A 22562-nucleotide genomic window follows, 5' to 3' on the forward strand; every position below is an offset into this window, starting at 1 on the left:
ATCCGGGCGGTGTTCATATAAGGATGTCAACTCCGCCAAGAGCAATCTGCTTGGGTATCTTGAGGACGCGCTGACCGAGGCGGGCGTGGAGATCGAACCTGTCCTCGCCGCCCCGAACTTCCTGACACTCTTCGCGACCGTGGCGCGCGCACCGCTGATGGCCACGGTTCCGGCCATCGTTGCGCGGCACTACGCGCCGATGTTCGGCCTGGCTGCGAGTCCGCTGCCCTTTGCCTTCCCCTCGTTTCCCGTTGAACTGATTTGGCACGCACGAAGCCAGGGAGACAGCGCCCACGCATGGCTGCGTGGCAAGATCGCGCAAAGCGCCGCTGCGATGATTCCTGCGGACATGGTCCAGCCAGGGTCTTCAGGTGCCGCTGCCGGCGTGGCGGCCCGTGGGCGACGGCGCCGTGGCAGGGGCTAGCCTACCCCTGATCGCCGGCAGTGCCCCAGCACGACACCGCTGTGCGTGACCACTACGTAAGCACCGTGGCATTCCCGGGTACTTCGCCTCGTCATTCGGGTTGAATGCCAGCTTCCTTCGCCAGATTCGCCCAGCGATCCGTCTCTGCGCGCAGCCGATCTCCGAGTTGAGCAGGCGAGGAGGCTTTGAGGTCGATACCCTGGCTGTCGAGCCGTGCCTTGGTCTGCGGATTCGCCAATGCCGAACGGACTTCGTCCGCAAGCCTGCTCACGACGGCAGACGGTGCCCGCGCGGGAGCCACCAGGGCCCACCATTGGCTGACCTGCATTCCCGGCAGCCTGGCTTCGGCTGCGGTCGGAACACCGGGAAGCGAAGGCACGCGCACCGGACCCGTCACCATCAACGCCGCGATCTTGCCACCGCCAAGCAGGCTGCTGCCGCTTGCCAGCGTGGCGAAATGGCCTTTGACCAGTTGGGCGGACACATCGGTCAGCGCGGGTGCCGAGCCCCGGTACGGTACGGCATCGACCGGGATACCCGCCTGTGCTTCAAGCATCTTGGCGGCCAGATGGCTGATCGTGCCGTTCCCGCTGGTGGCAAGCTGCAGCGGCGTTCCTGCCTTGCGTGAGTCCGCGAGGAAGCGTTGGACGTCGCCAGCGCGATAATGCGTGCTATCCGCGAACAGGATGAGCGGCGCCTCGCCAAGCAGTGAAACCGGCGTGAAGTCGCGCAACACGTCGTATGGCATCTGCCGGAACACTGACGGTGCCACGGTGTGAGCCAGTTCAATGACGCCCAGCGTGTAGCCGTCGGGGGCCGACTTTGCCAGGATGTCGGCGCCGATGCGGCCGGAGGCGCCGGCGCGATTGTCGACGACTACGGGCTGGCCCATCGATTCGCTCATTCGCTGCGCGACCGCACGGGCCAGCGCATCGGTACTGCCGCCGGCAGCCCAGGGCACGATCAATCGGATCGGCTTTTCAGGATAGGCGGCCAGGGCCGACGGTACCTGAGCCGCGAGGCCGAATGTGATGGCAGTCAACAGAGAACGCAAGTTCATGGGTGGCTCCGAATATTGTCTGTAAATCAAGCTTGTCCCGGATCGCGATCGCCGCGTGCAGTCAGCATCAGCATGACAGCTTCCGTCCTGGCGATACGCCCGTCGGCGCGCAGTGCTTGCGTGGCGGCAAACCCCGCTCCCGCGCACAGCTCGACCCAGAATCCGGCCGCAGCGAGACGGAGGGTACCGTCGCGTGCTGCCGCGTCGTCGATGACAACCGCGCCGCCGCCCGATTGCCTGACGGCGTGGACCTGCTGCGCGGTCACGGTCGAGCCGGCCGTGGAGAATTGCTGGGTCGTGCCCGGGAAGTCGGACTGCTGCGGCGCGCCCGCCAGCACGCGCGACAGCCGCGGGAACGGCTCGATCGCCCAGAGGCGGGGCATCCTCGGGAGGTGCCCCAGCGTGACCAGGTCCCGTAGCGCGCTATAGATGCCCCACAACAGATCCCCCCGCGCCGTTGGCACCATGACATGGTCGGGGCGGCATCCTTGCGCCACCCACTCCAGTGCGACAGCACGGTAACCTTCCACACCAAATACCGGGCTACCCACTGCGGGCACGCTGTAGTTGGTCAGCGCAAAGGCGCCCTCGTCCCTGACGCGGCGGCGGACATGCGCCCATCGCGCGTGACCGTTGTCGCAGATGACACGCCGCGCCCCGTAAAAACGCAACGCCGCATCGAAAACAGACGAAAGCGCCTGGTAGGTCGCGACTTCGCAGGCCAGTCCCGCGGCGGCGCAATAGGCCGCGGCCGAGACTGCGGCGTTGCCGCTTGACGCCAGCACCACCTCGCTCGCGCCAATATCCAGAGCCCGGCTTACGGCCTGCGCCGACATGCGATCCTTGTGCGAGCCGGTCGGATTTGCGCCTTCATTCTTGATCCAGACCGACGCCACGTCCGCCAGCGACGCCAGGGTTGGCACCGGTACGCATGGCGTGGCGCCCTCCCCTAAAGACACGCCTTCCAGGTACGGCTGCCAATGCCACCATGTATAACTTCCGCTTCTTGGTGCAAAATCCAGTGCTTGGTGCTGGTAGGCGACTTCGAGACTGCTGGGCCGGCCGGCGCTGGCGCAGTTCGGGCACCCTTCCGGCATGTCACTGACTGGATATTGAGCGTGGCAGGTAATGCATTGCAGGGCATGCATCGCCGGATTGACAAGCGGTTCGGTCAGATGCGGGTAGCGGCTGGCGCGCATGATGAAAGCCCAAGTGGTCATGACCCGAGTCTATGTGATGTCACGCCTGGGCAGCGCAGGCATTCCGATTATCGAATTAAGTAAAACTTATAGGTTGGGTATGGGGACAGCCGCCGACATCGTGATCAGCGCCCGGCAAATCGAGGTGTTTCGCATGGTCATGCGCCTCGGATCGGCGCGCCGGGCCGCCGAAGCCCTGCACATCAGCCAGCCCGCCGTGACACAGATCGTGCTGCAGCTTGAACAGGCAGCGCGGTTAAGGCTGTTCGACCGAACCAAAGGGCGTATGGTGCCCACGCCCGAGGCGGCGTCCTTGATCGACGAAGTCGAGCGCGTCTATGTCGGCCTTGACGCCGTGCAGCGCAAGATAGATCAGTTGCGTTCCTATGAAGATACGGTCCTGCGCGTCGGGGCCTTGCACGCCATGGCCTCCAGCGTAATGCCGTCATCGGTGGCGGACTTCATCCACAACCACCCCCGCGTTCGTTGCCAGCTGGAGGTCGACAGCTCCAGGGGCTTGCGCGAGCGCCTGCTTCAGCGCGAACTCGATATCGCGTTCATGGGCGACGAGGCGGACACCAGCGGCCTGACCGCGTCCGAGTTCTACGCAGTGCAGGCGGTTTGCGTCGCTCCCGCGACGCATCCTTTCGCGGCGCGCGCGAAAGTCGGCATTGAGGATTTGGTCGAGGTTCCGTTGATCGGCCTGGACGCTTCGGATCCTGCGCAACGCCGGCTGGAAGCGTGCTTTTCCGAGTCCGGCATCGAGCCGCGTTTCGTGGCAACAACACCGTACAGCCACACGCAGTGCTCACTGGCCCTGGCCGGTGCTGGCCTTGCGATCACCAATCCATTGGTGGCCCGTAGCTACGTAGCGCTCGGGCTGCGCAGCGTACCACTCACCGCTCCCGTTCGATTCCGGGCAATCCTGGCATTCCATCCGGCACAAGGCCAATCGACGGCGGCACAGCAGTTCGTGAGCCTATGCCGCCAGAGGCTGGCAGATTTGCTGTGATACAAACGGCCAGGAGCCCCTGCCCGAAGCGCAGTGCTCCTGAGCCCCGCCGTTAAGGCGTGCCGCCCGACACATCGATCCAATAGACCCGCCCGCTCGTCACCGACGTGCCCGGATCGGCCAGCACATACAGCGCCTGCGCGTCATCCACGCCAAAGGAGAACACACTGCCCGGGATCGTGACGTTCCAGTCGACCTGTTCGGCGACAACCCCGTCGCGATACATGAAGCTCAGCAGCTTGCCCGTGCAAAGGTCGGAATAGAAGTACCGCCCATGCAGCACCGGGCTGGCACTGCCCCGGTACACATAGCCGCCGACGATGGCACAACCGCCCGCTTCATGGCCGTATTCGAAGACCGGCATGGTCAGCCCGGTATTGTCGCACGTGGCCGCACCCACGCAGGCGGTGCCCTCGGTGCGGTTCCAGCCGTAGTTCAGGTCCGCGCTGGTGGCCAGCGCCACGTCGACTTCCTCGCGCTGGTCCTCGCCGACATCGGCGATATACAACAAGCCGGCGTCGAACGAGAACCGCCACGGGTTGCGCATGCCGAGGGCCCAGATTTCGCCGCGGCTGCCGGGCTGGCCGATGAAGGGATTGCCGGCAGGCAAGCCGTAGCCGGAGGCGCCGCTGACGTCGATGCGCAGCATCTTGCCGAGCAGCGTTCCCGGGTTCTGGGCGTTGCCCGACGGATCGCCACTGCCGCCGCCGTCGCCCGTGCCGATATAGAGCATGCCGTCCGGGCCGAACGCGAGCTGGCCGCCATTATGGTTGGAGAAGGTGCCGTGCGGGATCGACAGCAGCACGGTGCCGGATGCATTGGCGATATCCGGATTCGCGGCCGATACGCTGTAGCGGGCGATGGTGATGGCCCCATTGGCGTCGGTGTAATAGACGTAGAAGCGGCCGTTGGTCCCATAGTTGGGATCGAACGCCATCGACAGCAACCCGCGCTCGCCATCGGTCGTCGTCAGCGCGGCGATATCGAGGAACGGCGTAGCGACCGTTGCGCCGTTGCGCACGATCCGGATGCGGCCGGCCCGCTCGACCACGAACAGGCGCGAATCGCCGAGGGGCGCGGTCAGGAAGATAGGCGCGGAAAATCCGCCGGCAACCTGCGTCAGCGACAGCTGCAACGTTTCCGGCGAACCGTAGGCCACGCTTGCCAAAGCATTGCCGCCCGCGGTCACCCCCACGGTCTGCGAAGGCGGCTGCGGCTTGAGGAGCGCGCTGCCCGTCAGCACACTGGCGGCAGTGACGGTATAGCTGCCAGCAGTCAGGTTGGACAGCGTGGTCGACTGGGTCACGGTCTGGCGGAACTGGCCGGGCCCCAATACCGTGATGGCCGCCGACGTCCCGGACGGCAGGCCGGAGATGGAGAGCGTCAGCGTGCCGGTGCCGCTGGCGCTGTCACCACCCCCGTCTCCCCCGCCCCCGCCGCAGGCCGCGATACCCAGGCAGCAGGCGATGAAGAATCGGCAAAGCGAGTATCGAAGTGCTTCGGACATGGCGCGCTCCTGTCACGGCTCGGGCACAGCCTGCCATGCAAGAACCGATCCACGGCCCTGGCACAAGCCCCGCCGGGCCTTCCGGCGGCTGGCGCGCCTCGCCTTTGTAAAAGATACTTCATGCGCGCGGCGTTGGCGATGCGTGCGGGCCACTTCAATCAACGCTCGTCAGCAGGGCATGCAGCATGCGCGCCAGCAGCCTCTGCGTATCGGGCTCGGCCAGGTATTCCGGGCGCATGAGCGCCATCGCCCGCGGCAGGGCCAGAATGGTGTGAAATGCCAGGAACCGCGTCTTCGCCAGATCCCGGACCAGCACGTCGTCGGGAAACCGCTTCATCAGCGCGTCCGTCGCCAGGGACGTCCAGTACTCCTCCGGCTTCACCAGGTCCAGCCGCACCAGTTCGTCGTAGTGGGATGACTTGATGAACAGTTCGCGGTCAAGCTGCACCCACTTGTGCAGCATCGGGATGCCGATACCGAGCAACAGCATGATGCCGTCGAACAGCTTCGTCGATGGCGGCAGCGCCTGAAGCTCTTGCACCAGCCGCCTGCGCGCCTCGGCACGAAAGTCATCGAAGATGGCAACGACGAGCGACTCCATCGTGGGGAAATTGCTGGGGTGCCGGCTGCTGCCCCGGCTGCTGCCCCGGTTGCTGCCCCTGTTGCTGCCGCAGCTGCTGTTGCCGGCGCAGGAAGTCCTGCACCAGGTTCGAGCGGTCGAACGACTTGGCGGGCTGTACCGGCGGATAGTCGGCGAGCGTCTTCAGGTGGTTCGCCAGCAGCTCGCTCATCGGTCCGGAGAGCCACGACGCCTTCTGGATGAGGTGGCCATACGAGTCCTTGCTGTCGTAGCTCTCGAACGGATCGCTGCGCAGGTTGAACAGCATCGTGACAGAGCGCGGCGCCATGGTGCCGTAGTAGTCCTCCTTGGTGGCGAAATGGAACTTCCACGGACCCATGCGAATGGCCGTCAGCTTGTCTTCATAGTAATAGATGAAGTCGCGACGCGCGCTCTCCGCCGACTTGCCGGTCCAGTAGCCGACGTTGTTGGCGCCATCGATATACTGCTTCTTCTCTGTCTTCATCTGCTCGACGACGTCCGGCACGCCGGCTACCGCTGCGAAGCTCGTGAACATGTCCTGATGCGCCTGGATGCCGTTCTTGATCTGCCCGGGCTTGACCACGCCGGGCCAGCGCAGCATCGAAACCACCCGTACCCCGCCCTCGTAAGTGGTCATCTTCTCGCCACGGAAAGGCGTAGTCGCCCCATGCGGCCACGACGAGTGCTCCGGACCGTTGTCGGTGGAGTACCAGACGATGGTGTTCTCGTCCAGGCCGTTCTTCTTCAGGAAGTCGAGCACCGTGCCGATGTCGTGGTCATGCTGCAGCATGCCGCTGCCATGCAGGTCGTCCTCGTGCGTATACTTCGCCGCGGCGTGGCGCCACTTGTCGTCGAGGTGTGTGTAGACGTGCATGCGCGTGGTGTTAAGCCATACGAAGAATGGCTTGTCCTCCTTCTTCGACGCCTTCATGAACTCAATCGCCCGGGGAATCAGCTCGTCGCCGTCGAAATTCTCCATGCGCTTCATGGTGAGCGGACCCGTGTCCTCGATCTTCTGCCTGCCGACGCGGCCGAAGCGCGGATCGACCGTCGGGTCGTCCCGGTCCGTTGCCCATGAGTGGAGCACGCCACGCGTGGCGAATCGCTTCGCAAAGGCCTTGTCTCCGCCGGGATAGCTGGCGGCGTAGTTCTTGTAATCCAGGTACTCGTTCTGCTCCTCGGTGTTGAGGTGGTAGAGATTGCCGTAGAACTCGTCGAACCCATGGACCGTCGGCAGGTTCGGGTTGTTGTCCCCCAGATGGTTCTTGCCGAACTGGCCAGTTCGGTAGCCGGCCTGCTTGAGGACTGATGCAAGGCTCGGCGAAGCGGCCTGGATGCCGAGCTTGTCGCCCGGCAGGCCGACGGTGGTCATGCCCGACCGGATGGGATGCTGGCCGGTGATGAAGGCCGCGCGGCCGGCCGTGCACGAAGGCTGCGCGTAGTGGTCGGTGAAGCGGATGCCCTCCATGCCGATGCGGTCGATGTTCGGCGTGGTGTAGCCCATGGTGCCCATGCCATAGGCACTCACGTTCTGCCAGCCGATGTCGTCGCCCCAGATGACCAGGATGTTGGGCTTGCGCTGCTGGCCCGGTTGACCTTGCGCGGCCTGCTGCGCCTGCGCCAGCGGCGGTGCCGCCAGCGTGGAGGCTGCGGCCGCAATGGCGAGCAACGATTTCATACGCTTGATCATGACTTGTCTCCTCCCTTCGTTGTGCTTGAGCGGCCGCCCCGCGCCTCAGGCGCGCAAGGCCTCCATGCGTTGCGCACGCGGCGCGGGACTGCCTGAATCCCTGAAGTCGTTCACGGTGTCACCTGGATGGTTTCGAGCGCCCTGCGCAGTGCCGCAGGCATGGGCACCGGACGGCGCGTGACGCGGTCAACATAGACGTGCACGAAGTGTCCTTGCGCCGAGGCTTGCTCGTTGTCGTTGGCGAACAGGCCGACTTCATAGCGCACGCTCGACGTGCCCAACCGCGCCACGCGCAACCCGGCATGCACGAGGTCGGGAAAGGCAATCGACGAGAAATAGCTGCAACCAGTCTCCACAACGAGGCCGACAGCGGGACTGTCGGCAAAATCCAGCACCTTCTTTTCCAGCAGCCAGCCGTTCACCACGGTGTCAAACCAACTGTAGTAAACGACGTTGTTGACGTGCGCGTAGACGTCGTTGTCCATCCACCGCGTGGTGATCTCGCGAAAGTGGCGATAGGCGCTACGGCTTTGCGGCTCGGGCTTGATCATGGATTCAGGCCGCCCCCTTCAGGCGACGCACACGGATATCGGCCTGCTCCTTGTGGCCGGACATATGCTCGTAGCCGCACAGGCGCGAGCAATACTCGCCGACCATCACGCTCGCCTCGTCGGTCAGCACGCGCTGGTAGGTGTGTGTCTTGATGAACTTCCCCACCCACAGCCCTCCGGTGTAGCGGCCCGCACCCATCGTGGGCAGGGTGTGGTTGGTGCCGATCACCTTGTCGCCGTAGCTCACGTTGGTGCGGTGGCCGAGGAAGAGCGCGCCGTAGCGGGTCATGCGCTGGAGATACCAGTCGGGGTCCCTGGTCATGACCTGCACATGCTCGGAGCACAGCCGCTCCGCCACTTCCAGTGCTTCCTCGTCGGTGTCGCAGAGGTGGATCTCGCCGTAGTCGCGCCAGGCGGCGCTCGCCACCGGTGCGGTGTCCAGGCGGGACAGCACCAGATCGATCGCGGCAGGCAGCGCTTGCGCGATCTTCTTGCTGGTGGTCACACAATACGCGGGTGAAGTGGGACCGTGTTCGGCCTGGCCCAGCAGGTCGACCGCGACGAGTTCGGCATCCACGGTGTCATCGCAGATCACGAGCGTCTCGGTCGGGCCGGCGAACAGGTCGATGCCGACGCGGCCGTAGAGCTGGCGCTTCGCCTCGGCTACGTAGGCGTTGCCCGGGCCGACGATCATGTCGACGCCGGCGATGCTTTCCGTGCCGGTGGCCATCGCGGCCACCGCCTGCACGCCGCCGAGACAATAGATCTCGTCGGCGCCCGCCAGATGCATGGCCGCCACGATCTCGGGGCACGGCTTGCCTGCGAACGGAGGCGCGCAGGCGATCACGCGCTTGACCCCGGCCACCTTGGCGGTCAGCACGCTCATATGCGCGCTGGCGATCAACGGATACTTGCCGCCGGGAATGTAGCAGCCGACCGAATTGACCGGGATATTGCGATGGCCGAGCACCACGCCCGGCAGCGTCTCGACCTCGACGTCATGCATCGAGTCCTTCTGGATCTGGGCAAAGCGTCGGATCTGCGCCTGTGCAAACCTGATGTCGTCCAGGGTCTGTGCGGACAGGCTGGCGATGCATGCGTCGATCTGCGCCTGCGTAAGCCGGAAGCTATCCGGCGACCACGCGTCGAACTGTTGCGAATACTCGCGCACCGCGACGTCGCCGCGCTGTTCGATGTCAGCGAGGATACCTTCGACAGTGGTGCGAACCTGCGCCTGGTTGCTGGCCTTGGCCTGGGCCGACTGGCCTCTCTTGATGACGTCGATCATGTGATTTCCTTTGGATCTGGAACTGGTTGCCGCCCGAGGCGGGTCGAATTTGCAGGGCTTTTCCGGGCCCTAGGCGGTGGATCGGACGATGAGGCGACCCGGTATCTCGCGCAGTGCCTCCGAAGCGGGCCCCTGTGGGCGGCCTTCATCGAGCAAGCGGACCACGCGATCGATCATCTCGCTGACCGGCTGGCGCACCGTGGTCAGGCCGTTCTCCGGATAGGCCGCAGCCTTGATGTCGTCAAAGCCGACCACCGCCACGTCCTGCGGGACACGAAGGGAAGTATTGGTTCGCAGGTAGCCCAACACGCCGAGGGCCATCACATCGTTGGCGCAAAACACGGCATCGACGCGCGGCTTGCGGGCAGCGAACAGATCGGCCGCCGCGGCACGGGCCCCCTCATACGTGTAGCCGCCTCGCACGCATGCAGCCAGGCGCTGGCCATGTGCTGCCAGTCCGCGTTCGAAGCCACGCAGGCGGTCGGATGTAGTGGAGACGCTCGGGTCGCCCGACACGAAGGCGCAGGCCCGGCGGCCATTCGCGACCAGGTGCCCGGCTACCGCCGCGCCGGTACGCTCGTTGTCGCAGCAGACCGACCACACGGTCGGGTCGTCGACACGACGGTTCATGAAGACCACGGGCACACCCTGGCGCTCGCACAGTTCCGACATCCGCGACGACAGCCGCGCCGCGGTGACGACGATGGCATCAACCTGGTATTGCAGGAGTTGCGGCATCAGGTCGTCCGCATCGCTGCCTTCGGAGGCGACGAAGAGCAGAAGTTGCCGGCCGGCCCGCTGAAGCTGCGACGAGAACGCTTCGAGGGCTTCGGCATAGAAGGGGTTGGCCAGCCCTCCCATCACGAGCGCGACGATGCCGGATCGCCGCTGGTTCAGCGAGCGCGCGATCGCATTGGGCCGATAGCCCACCTCGTCCGCCATGGCGATGATGCGCCGCCGCATTTCGTCGGAGATGCGCGAGCGCTTGTCGAAGGCGCGCGAAATGGTTGACGTGGCGACCCCGAGGCGGGTGGCCAGGTCCTTGGCCGCGACACGCCCGTAAATCGGTGCGGCGAGAGCTGCCGGTAAAGCCATTTTGCTGGTGCGCTTGCGTTCCATGCTGTTTGTCCAGGCGGCTGCGCATACGCTTGCACAGATGACAGCATGATGTGCGCCCCGGCAGGGGCCGTCCCCTCCCCAAGGGAGAGGGGTCTGCTCGTGGCGCCAACGAGCTACCGGGGAGTTACCGTAGAAATGGGTACGTGCGTTGGGCTAATGGAACGTGGCTCACGTTTCGATGAGCCAGTTGGCGACTCCGCCCTTGGTGGAAAAGCTACCTCCAGCGGGCACATGTCCGTTGTTGAACCCGTAGCGGTCGGCGCGTGGAGACGCCCACCCCCTCAACCGCAACAGCGGAATCCGACGAAGAGGTCGCTGCGGTGCGGCAGGTAGAAGTTCCGGTAGCGAGGATGCTGCATGCGGGCATGGGTGGCGAACGATCCGCCGCGAACCGAGCGATGCGTGTGAAACCAGGGGGCGGAATATTCCTGGTAGGGGTCGGGCGAGAACCCTGCATAGGGCACGAAAGGATCTGCCGTCCATTCCCACACGGCGCTACCCCAGCGGATCAGGCCATGCGTTGCCGCATACTCCCATTCGGCTTCCGTGGGCAAGCGCTTGCCGGCCCAGCGGCAATAGGCTTCCGCCTCGTAGGCGTTGATATGACACACCGGCTGTTCGGGCGGCAGCGGCACCCACTGCCCGAACCAGCGCAACGCCCATTGCCCCGGGGTGCCGCCGGCTGTCCGGCGCCAGCGCACCGGACATGCCAGCCTGCTCTGTTGCAGCCATGCGCGTCCGTCGTCGGACCACCATTGATGGTCGCGGTAGCCGCCGGCGGCCACGAATTCCGCAAATGCGGCATTGCTGACGCAAGTGCGATCGATGTGGAAAGGGGCGATGTGAACCGGGTGGGACCACTTCTCGTTGTCGAAGACGAAGCCGTCGCCCCCGATGGGCGACCCCATCGGGAACGTCTCGCCGCCTGCGGCTGCCGAGCCGGCGCCTGGCGCAATGGAAGGCATGCCGAGCGGGGCATGCAGCGGATAATCGAGCGTCTGGCGCATATAGGTCAGCGCCTCCGCATGCATGTCTTCGTGGAACAAGGCGAGCCGGAAAAAATAGAGCGCTGCGTCGGTATCGTCCGATGTGGCGAGCCTGGCGCGAACGCGCTCCAGCACGGCGGCTGCGTAGTCGCGAATCTCGGGGAGCCGGGGCAGCGCAAGATGCCATCGGTCCCGGTGCGCGACGCGCATGGAATCGAAGAGGCGGTCGGCGTCCGGCAGCATGGACGGGAGGCTGGCCACCCAGCGGCCGTCCTGGCCGGCACGTGGCGCCCGCAGCACCCATTGCTCCGTGAACCAGGCGATATGGGCATACTCCCACAAGGGCGGATTGATTCCCGCGTCATAAGGAACCTGCCATTGGGACGGCGATAGCTCCTCAAGCACGGCCCAGGTGCGCCGGTGCGCATCGGCAAACGCCGCATCCAGCTCGAACTTGTTTATCCTTCTTGCTGCCGCCCCCTCAGAACCTGTCGTCATGCGTCCTCCCAAGGCCACCGTCGCGATTATCAGTCCGGCGCTGCGCAAAGCCAACAATGGCAACTGGCAAACCGCCAATCGCTGGGCCCGGTTCCTGCAGGGGGACTACGATGTCACGCTGGCGGCTGAATGGTCGACGGCCAGCCCGGGCGGCGCCCTGCCCGACTGCCTGATCGCCCTGCACGCCCGACGCTCGGCCGAGTCCATCGCCAGGTTCGCCGAGGCTTGTCCGGATCGTCCGCTGATCGTCGTGCTGACCGGCACCGATCTGTACCGCGACATCCGCACCGATGCATCGGCCCAGGGCTCGCTCGAACTCGCCACCCACCTGGTGGTGCTGCAGGACGAAGGGCTGGCCGAGCTGGCGGCAGCGCATCGCGCCCGGTGCCGGGTGATCTACCAGTCTGCCCCGGCATGCGCACCCGCGGCGCCCAGCCCGGATCACTTCGAGGTCGTGCTGGTCGGCCACATGCGGGCGGAAAAAGACCCGCTGACGCCCATGCGCGCGCTCTCGCTGCTTCCCGACGATTCGCGCGTGCGCCTGATCCACATCGGTGGCGCGCTGGATGACGCATATCAGCAGGAGGCCCTTGCGCTGGAAGCACGAGCCTGGCCCGGCGTGCGGCGCTATGTCTGGCTCGGAAGCCTGCCTCATGACGAAACCCTCCAGCACATCCGGAAAGCACAGGCCATGGTGATCTCCAGCGCCATGGAAGGCGGCGCCAACGTGATCATCGAGGCCGTCGCCAGCGGCGTGCCGGTGCTGGCCAGCCGCATCCCGGGCAACGTCGGCATGCTGGGCCGTGACTACGAAGGCTATTTTCCGTTGGGTGACGCCGCGCAATTTGCGCTGGTGCTGGAACGCACCAGCCGGGATGCCGGGTTCCTGGACCGCCTGCGGCAGCAATGCGCACTTCGCGCGCCGCTGTTTGCGCCGGCGCGGGAACGGTCGGAAGTGAGTAAACTTGTCGCCAACGCCTTGAAACCAGAATGACTCGGAGCCCCGCAGTGGACCAGCCAAACAACGCAAAGATCAAGCTCACCGCCTTTTCCCACGGCGGCGGGTGTGGGTGCAAGATTGCCCCCGGTGTGCTTTCTGAAATCCTCAGGAATTCGGTCGGCTTCCCCGCTCCGGCAGCCCTGCTGGTCGGCAAGGAAACCAGCGACGACGCGGCGGTCTACCAGCTCAATGACAGCCAGGCCCTGATCGCCACCACGGACTTCTTCATGCCGGTGGTGGACGATCCGTACGATTTCGGGCGTATCGCCGCCACCAACGCCATCTCCGACGTCTACGCCATGGGCGGAACCCCGATCATGGCGCTGGCGCTGGTCGGCATGCCTATCGAGAAGCTTCCGCCAGAGGTCATCGGCAAGATCCTGGAAGGCGGCGAATCGATCTGCGCCCAGGCGGGCATCCCGGTCGCGGGCGGCCACACCATCGATTCCCTTGAGCCGATCTACGGGCTGGTGGTCCTTGGTCTGGTGCACCCGAACCGGGTCAAGAAGAACAGCGGCGCCAAGGCGGGCGACAAGCTGATCCTCGGCAAGCCGTTGGGCGTGGGCGTGTTGTCCGCCGCGGTGAAGAAGGACAAGCTCGACGCGGCCGGCTATCAAGAACTGATTGCCTGCACCACCAAACTCAACACGCCCGGCCGGCTGCTGGCCGAATTGCCGGCTGTCCACGCGCTGACCGACGTGACCGGCTTCGGCCTGCTCGGCCACCTGCTGGAGCTGTGCCGTGGCGCGGGCGTCGGCGCGCGGCTGGACATGGGGCGGATTCCGCTGCTGCCGCGGGTCGAGCGCATGGCCGCCGAAGGGCTGGTGACCGGCGCATCGGGGCGCAACTGGGCCAGCTACGGCAGCGAGGTGGACCTGTCCACGTCGGTCACGCCAAGCCAGAAGGCACTGCTGACCGATCCCCAGACCAGCGGCGGCCTGCTGGTGTCGTGCGCACCGGAAGCCGTGGACGAGATCCTGGAGATCTTTAACCGGGAAGGCTTCGCAGACGCTGCCGTGATCGGAGAAATGACGCAAGGAGCCGCCCGTGTTGCCGTTGCTTAAGCGCCTTGCCGCGCTGACCCTGCTGGGCTTTGCCGGCCTCGCCAGTGCCCAGGCTGTCCTGAAGGTCTCGGCCATTCCCGACGAGTCCCCCACCGAACTGCAGCGCAAGTTCGCGCCGCTCGGCAACTACCTGGAGAAGGAAACCGGCATGAAGGTGAAGTTCGTGCCCGTCACGGACTACGCCGCGGTGGTCGAAGCGCTGGCCACCGGCAAGATCGACATGGCGTGGCTGGGCGGCTTTACCTATGTACAGAGCAAGATCCGGACGAAGGGAGCCACCATCCCCATCGTCCAGCGCCAGGAAGATGCCGCGTTCACCAGCAAGTTCATCACCGCCAACAGCGCGATCAAGTCGCTGGCCGACCTCAAAGGCCACACCTTCGTCTTCGGCGCGCCGTCCTCTACCTCCGGCCACCTGATGCCACGGCACTTCCTGCTGCAGGCCGGCATCGACCCGGACAAGGCCTTCAAGACGGTCGCCTATTCGGGCGCCCACGATGCGACGGTGGCTTTCGTGCAGGCCGGCAGGGCCGACGCCGGCGTGCTCAATGCCTCGGTGTGGGACAAGCTGGTGGAGCAACGCAAGGTGGATCTCGCCAAGGTCAGGGTATTTGCTGTCACACCGCCCTACTACGACTACAACTGGACCGTGCGCGGCGGGCTCGATCCGGCCTTGCGCAAGAAGCTGACCGAAGCGTTCCTGCGGCTTGACCCGGCCAATCCCGAGCAGCGGGAGATCATGGCATTGCAGCGGACCGCCAAGTACATTCCCACCCGGCCGGAAAACTACGACGGCATCGAGGCCGCAGCCCGGGCCGCGGGCCTGATCCAGTGATGCCGGTCTGATGAGCTTCCGCCTGGACGCCGCCAGCATCAGCTACGCCAACGGACAGCGTGCGCTCAGCCAGATCACGCTGGCGGCCGGCCGCGGCGAGCCCATCGCCGTCATCGGTCCGTCGGGAGCCGGCAAGACCTCCCTGCTGCGCTTGCTGGCAACGTCGCTGCGGCCAAGCGAGGGCCGTGTGGAGGTGCTGGAGCAAAGCCCCTGGGCGGTGTCCGCCGCACGCCTGCGGCAGTTGCGCTGCCGCATCGGCATGGTGCACCAGGCGCCGCCGATGCCGCCGCGCCAGCGCGTGGTCACGGCCATCCTTGCCGGCCGCCTGGGCATCTGGCCCGCCTGGAAATCCTTGCTGTCGCTGGTCTATCCGGCAGACATCGATGGTGCCGGCGAACAGCTCGCCCGCCTTGAGCTGGCCGACCGCCTGTTCGACCGCTGCGACCAGCTCTCGGGCGGCCAACTGCAGCGCGTGGGTGTCGCCCGCGTGCTTTACCAGCGCCCGGAATTGATCCTTGCCGACGAACCGGTCTCGGCGATGGACCCGGTGCTGGCCAACCTCACCTTGGGCGAGCTGCGCAAGGAAGCGGATACACGCTCGGTGCCCCTGGTCGCCAGCCTGCACGCAGTGGACCTGGCGCTGCGCTGGTTTCCCCGCATCGTCGGCCTGAAGGCGGGCGAGATCGCCTTCGACCTGCCGGCCGAGCGCGTCACCGACGCGCTGCTGCGCGAACTCTATGCCTCCGAAAGCGCGTCGCCACCGGTACAAGGCAGCCAGGCCCTGATGAGCATCGCGGCAGGTGCGAGCGCCGCCATCGGTGGCGATACCCGACCCAGGCCTGCGTGCCGATGACCGCCCACCCGCGCGATCCCCAGGCGCTGCGGCGCGCCAGCGGCCTGGTGCTCGCGCTGCTTCTGCTGTGGCCATTGTTGCAGCTATCCCGGTTCAGCCCTTCAGCCTTGTTCGACACCGGAAACCTCAAGGTGATGGGCGCCTTCGTGCGCAACTTCCTTCCCCCTGAGGTTTCGCCCGGATTCCTCGGGCTTGTGGTCAACGCCACGCTGGAAACGCTGGCAATCGCCACCGCGGGCATTGCGCTCGCCTTTGTGATCGCAACACCTCTGGCCGTGGCCTTGACGGGCAGCCTGTCGGTGTCGCGCATCGGCCCCGGCCGGGGACGCAAGCTGCGCATGGCGGTGCGCGCTGGCGTGCGCGCCCTGGTGCTGCTGCGCGGGGTGCCGGAGCTGGTGTGGGCACTGGTCTTCGTGCGCGCCCTCGGCCTGGGGGCGGCGGCGGGCGTGCTCGCTCTGGCCATCACCTATGGCGGCATGCTGGCAAAGGTCTATGCGGAAATCCTCGAATCCAGCGACCAACGCGCCGTGGATGCCCTGCTTGGCAGCGGCAGCGGGCGCCTGGCGGCACTGTTCTATGGGCTGCTTCCCCATGCCGCGCAGGAGCTGGTCTCGTACACCGTCTACCGCTGGGAATGTGCCATCCGGGCTTCCGTGGTCATGGGTTTCGTTGGCGCCGGCGGACTTGGGCAGTTGATGGACCAGGCCATGAAACTGCTCAACGGCGGGGAAGCCGCGACCATCCTGCTAGTGTTCCTGCTGCTGGTCCTGCTGGCGGACGCGCTCAGCGCGCACCTGCGCAAGCTGCTCGACTGAATCATGGCGCACAAGGCCAAGGCCGCTCAATTCTGCATGCGCTGCCTGCTCACCCTGATCGCGGTGGCCGCCGCGGTTTCGGGCAGCTTCGCGTATCTGTCGCTCGATCTGGGCCAGCTCTTTTCCGCAGACGCTGCAACCGAGATGGGGCGCTTCCTGCTGACGTTCTTCCCGCCGCAGCTGTCACCCGCTTTTCTGGCCAGAACCGCTGGCAGCATGCTCGAAACGCTCGCGGTTTCCGCGGTGGGCACGCTGTGCGCGGCGGTGCTGGGTTTTGGCCTGGCACTACCGGCTGCCGGGCTCTACGGCGATGCGCTGCGCGCCTTGTCGCGCCTGCTACTGAACCTGTTGCGCTCGATCCCCGAGCTGGTATGGGCTGCCCTGACCGTGCTCGCAGTCGGCCTTGGACCGTTTGCCGGCACCCTCGCCCTGGCACTGCATACCGCGGGCGTGCTCGGTCGCCTGTTCGCCGAGGCGCTGGAGAATGCGCCGCGCGCACCCGCCCGCGCGCTGATGGAAGGGGGCACTCCTGCCGCGCTGGTCTTCATGTACGGGACGCTGCCGTGCGTATGGCCCCAGTTCCTGGCCTACATCCTGTACCGCTGGGAAACGAATATCCGCGTGGCGGCAATCCTTGGCTTTGTCGGCGCCGGCGGGCTTGGGCAGATGCTGTATTTCGAGCTGTCCCTGTTCCATCTGCCCCAGGCTTGCACGGTGATCATCGCCATGCTTGCCCTGGCGGCCGTGGTCGACGCAGCCAGCGCGATCATGAGGGGTAGCCGGCATTCGTGAAGAGGCGCCGGCGACGCTTGCGGCGACTCGCCGGCAACGCTGCTGTCATTGCCTGGCTCTCTGCGCCAGGCTCCATGGCCATCATGTCGATTACCGCAAACGGTGGCGATGCCGGGCCGGAACCCGCATAAAAAAGGGGTGGCCCCGGTCAACTGTGCGTGGGCTATAACGGGAGTACGCCGTCCGGTGGCTCCGCGAAGGCGGAAAAGGGGGAAGAATATGAACACACCCTGTTCCGGCAGGCGGGGCGCGTTGGCGCCCGTCGCCAAGGGGCGAGCCTGGTTGGCGGCATGGCTGGCATTCGCATTGGCGTTGACCTTGACAGTGCTGGCCTCGCCGCTGTTCGCCCAGCCGCTGGCGGGCGCCAATACCTGCGGCGCCCTTATCCACACGCCGCCTTCCCAGATGGACGCGGCCACGCGGGCCGCCGCCGGTCGCGAGGCCGTGCGCTGCCTCATCAATGCCGAGCGCACCAGCCGGGGCCTTGGCGGGTTGTCCGCCAATGCGAGGCTGACGAGCGTGGCGCAGGGCCATGCCGACGCCGCCGCCAGCCTCAAGTGGTGGACGGGGGGCGCCAATCCCCACGTCAACCCGCAAACTGGATCTACCATTGACAGCCGCATCAGCGCGGCTGGCTACTGCGGCGGCAAGCAGCGGCTGATCGGCGAGATTGCCTATACCGGTCGCGGCGCAGGCGCACCGTCCGAGGGCTGTCCGCTGGGCGAATGCGCCACGCCGGCGGCGGCAGTCAACTGGTGGATGAACATCAGCAAGTCCGGGCACCGCGAGCAGATTCTGACGCGCGCGTACAACGAACTCGGGACGGGACTGGCCGGGGTCGCCGCCACGCCTGATGCCGCGCTGCCCGAGATGGGAACGTACGTGGTGAATTTCGGCGCGTGCGACGCGCCGGAGCCGATGCCGCCCGCCGGCGGCACGTCGCCGCCCCCGCGGCCTCCGCCGGACTTCCAGCGCACTGCCGTCCGTTTCCAGAAGATGCACGTCAATGACTGCCCGGAGATTGGCGTGTGCGACTGGAAGCTGACCTGCCGTATCGGCAAGCAGCCCGACGTGGAACTGCTCGGCATGGTAAGCCGGAATACCGGTGAGGACGTGCCGCTATCCACCACGATGGCGCAGGACGGCGCGCCGCCAGTGTCGGTCACCTGCACTGTCCAGGAGCGCGACGGCCCCTTCCTGTTCTTCGACAGCCCGGTCTGGGAGCAGGTGGGAACCGTGTCCGCGCCGTTCGACACCGGCCAGCGCGACCTGCGTATCAACCAGAACCGGGATGAGGGCGATGTGACGGTGCAGATCCTGGTCGAGCCGCTGGCCTTTACCCATAGCGGCATCTCGCCGCCGCTGCCGCCTCCGCCGGCCGCACCGACCGGCTGCCGGATTCCGGAGGCCAGCTCTCCGCGCTGCGGGTTCCTGTCGGCGCAGTGCGACGCGCCGTTGCCCGCTGGCAGCGAGTACCTGATCGCCGGAGTGGTCGGACAGGTCTTCCGCGTAGTGCCGGAGATCGGGCTGGTGGATGCGGAATACCGGGAGGAGGGCGACCGGACGTTGAAAGTCTGCGCGCGTAACGCGGGTGGCACGCGATGCAGCAACGGTTTCGAGGCGTCGCTGGGGCCGCTGGTCTGCCCGCGCCCGCCGGTGCACCGGATCTGCCCCGAAGGCCAGCGGCCGTGCCCGCTGAGGGGCTGCATCCCGAATAATCAGCACTGCGACTTTCTGCAATAGCGGGCGGCCTTGGCGGTCATTGCTGGGACGAGTGCCCGTGGCAGAGTACGTTCGTGGAGGCAAGAAGGCACGGTGTGATGGGCTTGACGGCAGACTCGATGAGCGTGTCGCGATTTAGGTAAAGCTCAATAATGACTGCTTTCCCTAGTCGAGCCCTTTCTCCGACAGGAACGCCTGCATCAGATCTGCCACCTGCAAGTTGTTCAAGTCAGAAAACGGAAAATGCGTGTTCCCGCGTACCCCGACGTCCGGCAAGTGAACAAGCCTGGCATCGCCGCCATGGCGATTGACGGCATCGACCCACAGCTTCGCCATCGCCAGCCGCACGCGCCAGTTGTCCAGCCCCGGGTCCGCGCCAGGCTGGGTCGGGATGTTGTCGCCGTAGTAGAGGACGATCGGAATGCGCGTGAGCGACTTGAACTGGGCCATCGTCACCGCCACGCCGGCCAAGGGTCCGGTGAGGCTTGGCATTGCCGCAGGCACCTCCCCTTCCGGAAACACGAAACCGCTGCCAGGTTCGTAGGACACCACCGCGCGGATGGCCGGGTTGCGCATGACCGCTTGCCATCCCAGCCCGCCGCTGTAGGAATGCGTGACCAGGATGCCGGGGCCGATACGGTGGAAGAGTGCCGATACGGCGTCGACCGCCACCTGGTTATCCAACGGCCCGGTATCCGGCACCATTTGCCTGAAGAACTGGTTCAGTGCCTCCGGATCCTTCGAGAACTGCACGCCGCGGTAGAAGTCCGGCCATGCGCCCAGGCGGAACATGTTGAACCAGCGTTGTTCATCCGGTTCGGCGGCGATTTGCGCGGCGACGGTGCTTCGGCCCGCGCCACCCCGGCGCGGCTGGTCCAGCAGGTACACCGGAAAGCGGCGGCGCAGGAAGATCGTCTGGAATCCTTCGCGACCGTCGGGGGTGGTCTCCCACGTCTTCGAAAACTCGCCAAAGCCGTGCCACATCACCAGGGGCAGCTTGCGCGGGTCCACGGGAATCTGGTAAGCCACGCGCGCATGGTCGCCATGCAGCGTCTGCCCGTCAGGACCGGCCTTGCCCAGTTCGTAGGTACCCGGGCTACGCACGACGGTGCCGCCGACCGCGAAGCTGCCCTGGGCCTGGAGCACAAGCGGCGCGGACGCGGCTGTCGCGCGCGGCGCGGAGAGTGCGTTGCCGCTGAAGACCGCTGTGCAGATGAGTGGCAAGGCAAGAAGAACACGAAAATTTTGGAGCATGTCAGCATCCTCAGAACCCGAGCCGTCGCTCGCTGATACCCGCGTATGGCTATAGCTGAAAAGGCAGGCCGCGTTGCCGCTTGCCAGTCAGCCGCGCGATGGCATTCGCGAACGCCGGCGCGAGCGGTGGCAGGCCTGGTTCACCCATGCCGGTCGGCGGATCGGCACTGGGCACGATGTGCACGTCGAAGGCAGGCATGTCGGTAATGCGGGCGACCGTAAAGTCGCCGAAATTGCGCTGCTCGACCTGCCCTTCCTTCAGCGTAATGGCAGCCCCTTGCAGGCAGGTCGACAAACCCATCACCGCCGCGCCTTGCAGCTGGGCTTCTACCGTTCGCGGATTGACCGCCAGGTTGCAATGCACGCCGGCGGTTACCCGATGCAGCACCGGCCGGCCGTCCCGGATGGAAGCTTCGACCACGTAGGCGACCACGGTGCCGAAGGACTGGTGCACCGCCACGCCCCAGGCATGCCCGGATGGCAAGGGCTTCCTGCCGTACCGGCTTTTTTCGACTGCAAGCTCAAGCGCCGCCCGATGACGGGGATGCTGGCCGCCGAACAGCCTCAGCCGGTAAGCCACGGGATCTTGCCGTGTGCGCGACGCGATCTCATCGACCAGTGTTTCCATCACGAAGGCGGTATGCGTGCTGCCCACGCTGCGCCACCAGTGCACTGGCACATTGAGCTTTGGATGATGCACCGTCAGCCGCATCGGCAGCGGGTATGGCTCGCGCATGCCCTCGACGGCGGTTCGGTCGATCCCGTCCTTGATCATGAACGCGCCGAACATCGTGCCGTCGGTGATCGATTGCGCGACGATGGCATGGTCCCAGGCCAGGACCCGGCCACGCTGGTCGAAGCCGATGTGCGCGCGATGCAGGTGCATCGGACGGTAGAAGCCTCCGCGCATGTCGTCTTCGCGACTCCAGAGCAATCGCACCGGCGCGTTCAGTCCTGCCGTACGAGCGGCACGGGCAACGCGACAGGCATCGACAACATAGTCGCGGTTGCCCATCGCCCGCCGGCCGAAGCCGCCACCCGACGATTGCACGTGGATGCGCACCTGCTCGGGCCTGAGGCCCAGCACCTTGGCCGCAGTGGTAACGTCAAGGCCCGGCATCTGTGAGCCGGTCCAGAGTTCCGCGCGGTCCGCCGTCAGTTGCACGGTGCAATTGAGCGGCTCCATCGCGGCATGGGCGAGGTAAGGAAACACGAACTCCGCCTCGATGCGGTGAGGTGCCGTCGCCAGGGCCGCGATGTCGGCGTCGAACCAGCGCGAGCCCGGCTGCCCGGCAAGTTCGCGGTACCGGGCCAGTTGGCGCGTGCTGTCCACCTTCTCGACCTTGTCGTCGTCCCAGTCAAGCTGGAGCGCTTCGCGGCCCTGGCGCGCCGACCAGTAGCTATCGGCAACCACGGCCACGCCCTCGGCTCCCAGATCCAGCGGCACACGGAAGACACCCTTGACGCCACGTACCGCCCGCGCGGCGCGGTCGTCCACGGCACGCAGCCGGGCGCCGAAAACCGGCGGACGAGCTATCACCGCCGTCAGCATGCCAGGCAGGCGCATATCGATGCCGAAGCTTTGACGGCCGCTGCTCTTGGCGCGCGCGTCCAGCCGGCCGGTAGGCTTGCCGATCAACCGGAAGTCCCTTGGATCCTTGAGCGTGACCGTCTCAGGCACTGGCTGGGCCATGGCGGCATCGGCCAGTTCGCCGTAACCGGCTTGTCTGCCACCCGGCCCCGATACGCGGCCGTTGCGTGTCTGCAGCGTGGCGACGTCCACGTTCCAGCGCGCCGCCGCGGCGGCCAGCAGCATTGCCCGGGCGCGAGCCCCGAGTTCCCGGTATTGCTGGTAGCTGTTGCGGATGCTGCTCGAACCGCCCGGGAGATGCAGGCCCGAGGTCGGGTCGACGAACGCCGGTGAATTGTCGCCGAGGCGACTGGTGACCCGGCTCCAGTCCGCATCAAGCTCTTCGGCCAGGATCATTGGCAACGCGGTCTGGACGCCCTGGCCGAATTCGAGCCGATTAACGGCGACGGTGACCGCGCCGTTGGCATCGATCTGCAGGAACGCGGAGGGCTGCTGCGTCGGTTTCAACGTTGCCGGCGTGGCGGCATCCGCGCGGCTGTTGCCAATGAGGGGAAACACGCCCAGCGCCAGCCCCCCTGCACCGGCCAGTTTCATGAAGCGACGCCGGGGCACGGAGGCCGGCGCGTCGTCTGGTTCGATCAGGTGGCGCAGGGCCGGCGGGAGTTCTCCGAGGAAGCTATCGGGCTGCATCATCAACCTTG

20 protein-coding genes are annotated in these 22562 nt (G+C 66.1%); 9 read left to right on the plus strand and 11 right to left on the minus strand.

Features of this window, described 5'->3' with window-relative positions; genetic code table 11:
- Positions 1-424 (plus strand): LysR substrate-binding domain-containing protein (locus tag CF68_RS33785; protein WP_369798936.1); only part of this gene is annotated, 424 nt, incomplete at its 5' end.
- Positions 425-515: 91 nt separating this feature from the next.
- Here the strand turns inward: CF68_RS33785 and CF68_RS33790 are convergent.
- Both CF68_RS33790 and CF68_RS33795 read right to left on the minus strand, forming a co-directional pair.
- Positions 516-1484, minus strand: a complete 969-nt coding sequence (locus CF68_RS33790; protein WP_035827638.1) for a tripartite tricarboxylate transporter substrate binding protein — start codon at positions 1482-1484, stop codon at positions 516-518.
- Between the two features lie 26 nt (positions 1485-1510).
- Positions 1511-2407: a pyridoxal-phosphate dependent enzyme gene (locus tag CF68_RS33795; protein ID WP_369798937.1), complete on the minus strand. Its 897-nt coding sequence runs from the start codon at positions 2405-2407 to the stop codon at positions 1511-1513.
- 274 nt (positions 2408-2681) lie between these two features.
- Here CF68_RS33795 and CF68_RS33800 point away from each other — a divergent pair, with 274 nt between their 5' ends.
- On the plus strand, positions 2682-3695 hold the full coding sequence (locus CF68_RS33800) for a LysR family transcriptional regulator (protein ID WP_235205975.1): 1014 nt from the start codon (positions 2682-2684) through the stop codon (positions 3693-3695).
- A 52-nt stretch (positions 3696-3747) separates the two neighbouring features.
- Here the strand turns inward: CF68_RS33800 and CF68_RS33805 are convergent, their stop codons facing one another.
- The 7 genes from CF68_RS33805 to senA form a co-directional block, all read right to left on the minus strand.
- The gene (locus CF68_RS33805) at positions 3748-5202 is read right to left on the minus strand and encodes a sorbosone dehydrogenase family protein (protein WP_035827640.1); all 1455 of its coding nucleotides are present in this window, start codon (positions 5200-5202) and stop codon (positions 3748-3750) included.
- Positions 5203-5356: 154 nt separating this feature from the next.
- Positions 5357-5803 carry a hypothetical protein gene (locus CF68_RS33810; RefSeq protein ID WP_200872625.1) on the minus strand — a complete coding sequence of 149 codons (447 nt, stop codon included), beginning with the start codon at positions 5801-5803 and terminating at the stop codon, positions 5357-5359.
- The gene (locus CF68_RS33815) at positions 5772-7493 is read right to left on the minus strand and encodes an arylsulfatase (RefSeq protein WP_084187590.1); all 1722 of its coding nucleotides are present in this window, start codon (positions 7491-7493) and stop codon (positions 5772-5774) included. The genes CF68_RS33810 and CF68_RS33815 overlap by 32 nt, the downstream gene beginning before the upstream one ends.
- Before the next feature lie 110 nt (positions 7494-7603).
- On the minus strand, positions 7604-8044 hold the full coding sequence (locus CF68_RS33820; protein ID WP_200872626.1) for a thioesterase family protein: 441 nt from the start codon (positions 8042-8044) through the stop codon (positions 7604-7606).
- A gap of 4 nt (positions 8045-8048) precedes the next feature.
- Positions 8049-9332 carry a histidinol dehydrogenase gene (gene hisD, locus CF68_RS33825; protein ID WP_035827642.1) on the minus strand — a complete coding sequence of 428 codons (1284 nt, stop codon included), beginning with the start codon at positions 9330-9332 and terminating at the stop codon, positions 8049-8051.
- A 69-nt stretch (positions 9333-9401) separates the two neighbouring features.
- Positions 9402-10451 carry a substrate-binding domain-containing protein gene (locus tag CF68_RS33830; RefSeq protein ID WP_035827645.1) on the minus strand — a complete coding sequence of 350 codons (1050 nt, stop codon included), beginning with the start codon at positions 10449-10451 and terminating at the stop codon, positions 9402-9404.
- A gap of 281 nt (positions 10452-10732) precedes the next feature.
- The gene (gene senA, locus CF68_RS33835; protein ID WP_235205976.1) at positions 10733-11947 is read right to left on the minus strand and encodes a selenoneine synthase SenA; all 1215 of its coding nucleotides are present in this window, start codon (positions 11945-11947) and stop codon (positions 10733-10735) included.
- Between senA and senB the strand changes: the two genes are divergently transcribed.
- From senB to CF68_RS35650, 7 genes are all read left to right on the plus strand, one after another.
- Positions 11934-12929 (plus strand): selenoneine biosynthesis selenosugar synthase SenB, encoded by a 996-nt coding sequence (gene senB, locus CF68_RS33840; protein WP_035827650.1) that lies wholly within the window; start codon positions 11934-11936, stop codon positions 12927-12929. The two genes, senA and senB, sit on opposite strands and share 14 nt — an antisense overlap.
- On the plus strand, positions 12926-13999 hold the full coding sequence (gene selD / locus CF68_RS33845; RefSeq protein WP_200872627.1) for a selenide, water dikinase SelD: 1074 nt from the start codon (positions 12926-12928) through the stop codon (positions 13997-13999). Before senB ends, selD begins: the two co-directional genes overlap by 4 nt.
- Complete coding sequence (locus CF68_RS33850) at positions 13983-14834, plus strand: putative selenate ABC transporter substrate-binding protein (RefSeq protein WP_035827655.1); 852 nt, start codon at positions 13983-13985, stop codon at positions 14832-14834. The genes selD and CF68_RS33850 overlap by 17 nt, the downstream gene beginning before the upstream one ends.
- Positions 14835-14844: 10 nt before the next feature.
- Positions 14845-15687, plus strand: coding sequence for a phosphonate ABC transporter ATP-binding protein (locus CF68_RS33855; protein WP_035827657.1), 843 nt, complete (start codon positions 14845-14847; stop codon positions 15685-15687).
- Entirely contained in the window at positions 15684-16502 is an 819-nt protein-coding gene (locus CF68_RS33860) for an ABC transporter permease (RefSeq protein WP_035827659.1), read from the plus strand. The genes CF68_RS33855 and CF68_RS33860 overlap by 4 nt, the downstream gene beginning before the upstream one ends.
- Positions 16503-16505: 3 nt before the next feature.
- Positions 16506-17294, plus strand: coding sequence for a phosphonate ABC transporter, permease protein PhnE (gene phnE, locus CF68_RS33865; protein WP_200872628.1), 789 nt, complete (start codon positions 16506-16508; stop codon positions 17292-17294).
- Between the two features lie 252 nt (positions 17295-17546).
- A complete protein-coding gene (locus tag CF68_RS35650) occupies positions 17547-19037 on the plus strand; it encodes a CAP domain-containing protein (RefSeq protein ID WP_051591813.1) in 1491 nt (496 codons plus the stop codon).
- Between the two features lie 144 nt (positions 19038-19181).
- Here the strand turns inward: CF68_RS35650 and CF68_RS33875 are convergent, their stop codons facing one another.
- Positions 19182-20270, minus strand: coding sequence for an alpha/beta fold hydrolase (locus CF68_RS33875; RefSeq protein WP_035827661.1), 1089 nt, complete (start codon positions 20268-20270; stop codon positions 19182-19184).
- A 49-nt stretch (positions 20271-20319) separates the two neighbouring features.
- Positions 20320-22551 carry a xanthine dehydrogenase family protein molybdopterin-binding subunit gene (locus tag CF68_RS33880; protein ID WP_035827713.1) on the minus strand — a complete coding sequence of 744 codons (2232 nt, stop codon included), beginning with the start codon at positions 22549-22551 and terminating at the stop codon, positions 20320-20322.
- Positions 22552-22562 lie beyond the last annotated feature (11 nt).

Origin of the sequence: Cupriavidus sp. SK-4 (assembly GCF_000611125.1) — a bacterium.
Classification (GTDB): Bacteria; Pseudomonadota; Gammaproteobacteria; order Burkholderiales; family Burkholderiaceae; genus Cupriavidus; species Cupriavidus necator.

Bases quoted from the DNA above. Each gene is read 5' to 3' on its own strand.
- CF68_RS33880 (WP_035827713.1), bottom strand. From the start codon at position 22,551: ATGCAGCCCGATAGCTTCCTCGGAGAACTCCCGCCGGCCCTGCGCCAC.
- selD (WP_200872627.1), top strand. From the start codon at position 12,926: ATGACTCGGAGCCCCGCAGTGGACCAGCCAAACAACGCAAAGATCAAG.
- CF68_RS33830 (WP_035827645.1), bottom strand. From the start codon at position 10,451: ATGGAACGCAAGCGCACCAGCAAAATGGCTTTACCGGCAGCTCTCGCC.
- hisD (WP_035827642.1), bottom strand. From the start codon at position 9,332: ATGATCGACGTCATCAAGAGAGGCCAGTCGGCCCAGGCCAAGGCCAGC.
- CF68_RS33860 (WP_035827659.1), top strand. From the start codon at position 15,684: ATGACCGCCCACCCGCGCGATCCCCAGGCGCTGCGGCGCGCCAGCGGC.
- CF68_RS33800 (WP_235205975.1), top strand. From the start codon at position 2,682: ATGATGAAAGCCCAAGTGGTCATGACCCGAGTCTATGTGATGTCACGC.
- CF68_RS33875 (WP_035827661.1), bottom strand. From the start codon at position 20,270: ATGCTCCAAAATTTTCGTGTTCTTCTTGCCTTGCCACTCATCTGCACA.
- CF68_RS33815 (WP_084187590.1), bottom strand. From the start codon at position 7,493: ATGATCAAGCGTATGAAATCGTTGCTCGCCATTGCGGCCGCAGCCTCC.
- CF68_RS33790 (WP_035827638.1), bottom strand. From the start codon at position 1,484: ATGAACTTGCGTTCTCTGTTGACTGCCATCACATTCGGCCTCGCGGCT.
- senB (WP_035827650.1), top strand. From the start codon at position 11,934: ATGCGTCCTCCCAAGGCCACCGTCGCGATTATCAGTCCGGCGCTGCGC.
- CF68_RS33855 (WP_035827657.1), top strand. From the start codon at position 14,845: ATGAGCTTCCGCCTGGACGCCGCCAGCATCAGCTACGCCAACGGACAG.
- CF68_RS33805 (WP_035827640.1), bottom strand. From the start codon at position 5,202: ATGTCCGAAGCACTTCGATACTCGCTTTGCCGATTCTTCATCGCCTGC.
- CF68_RS33810 (WP_200872625.1), bottom strand. From the start codon at position 5,803: ATGGAGTCGCTCGTCGTTGCCATCTTCGATGACTTTCGTGCCGAGGCG.
- phnE (WP_200872628.1), top strand. From the start codon at position 16,506: ATGGCGCACAAGGCCAAGGCCGCTCAATTCTGCATGCGCTGCCTGCTC.
- CF68_RS33820 (WP_200872626.1), bottom strand. From the start codon at position 8,044: ATGATCAAGCCCGAGCCGCAAAGCCGTAGCGCCTATCGCCACTTTCGC.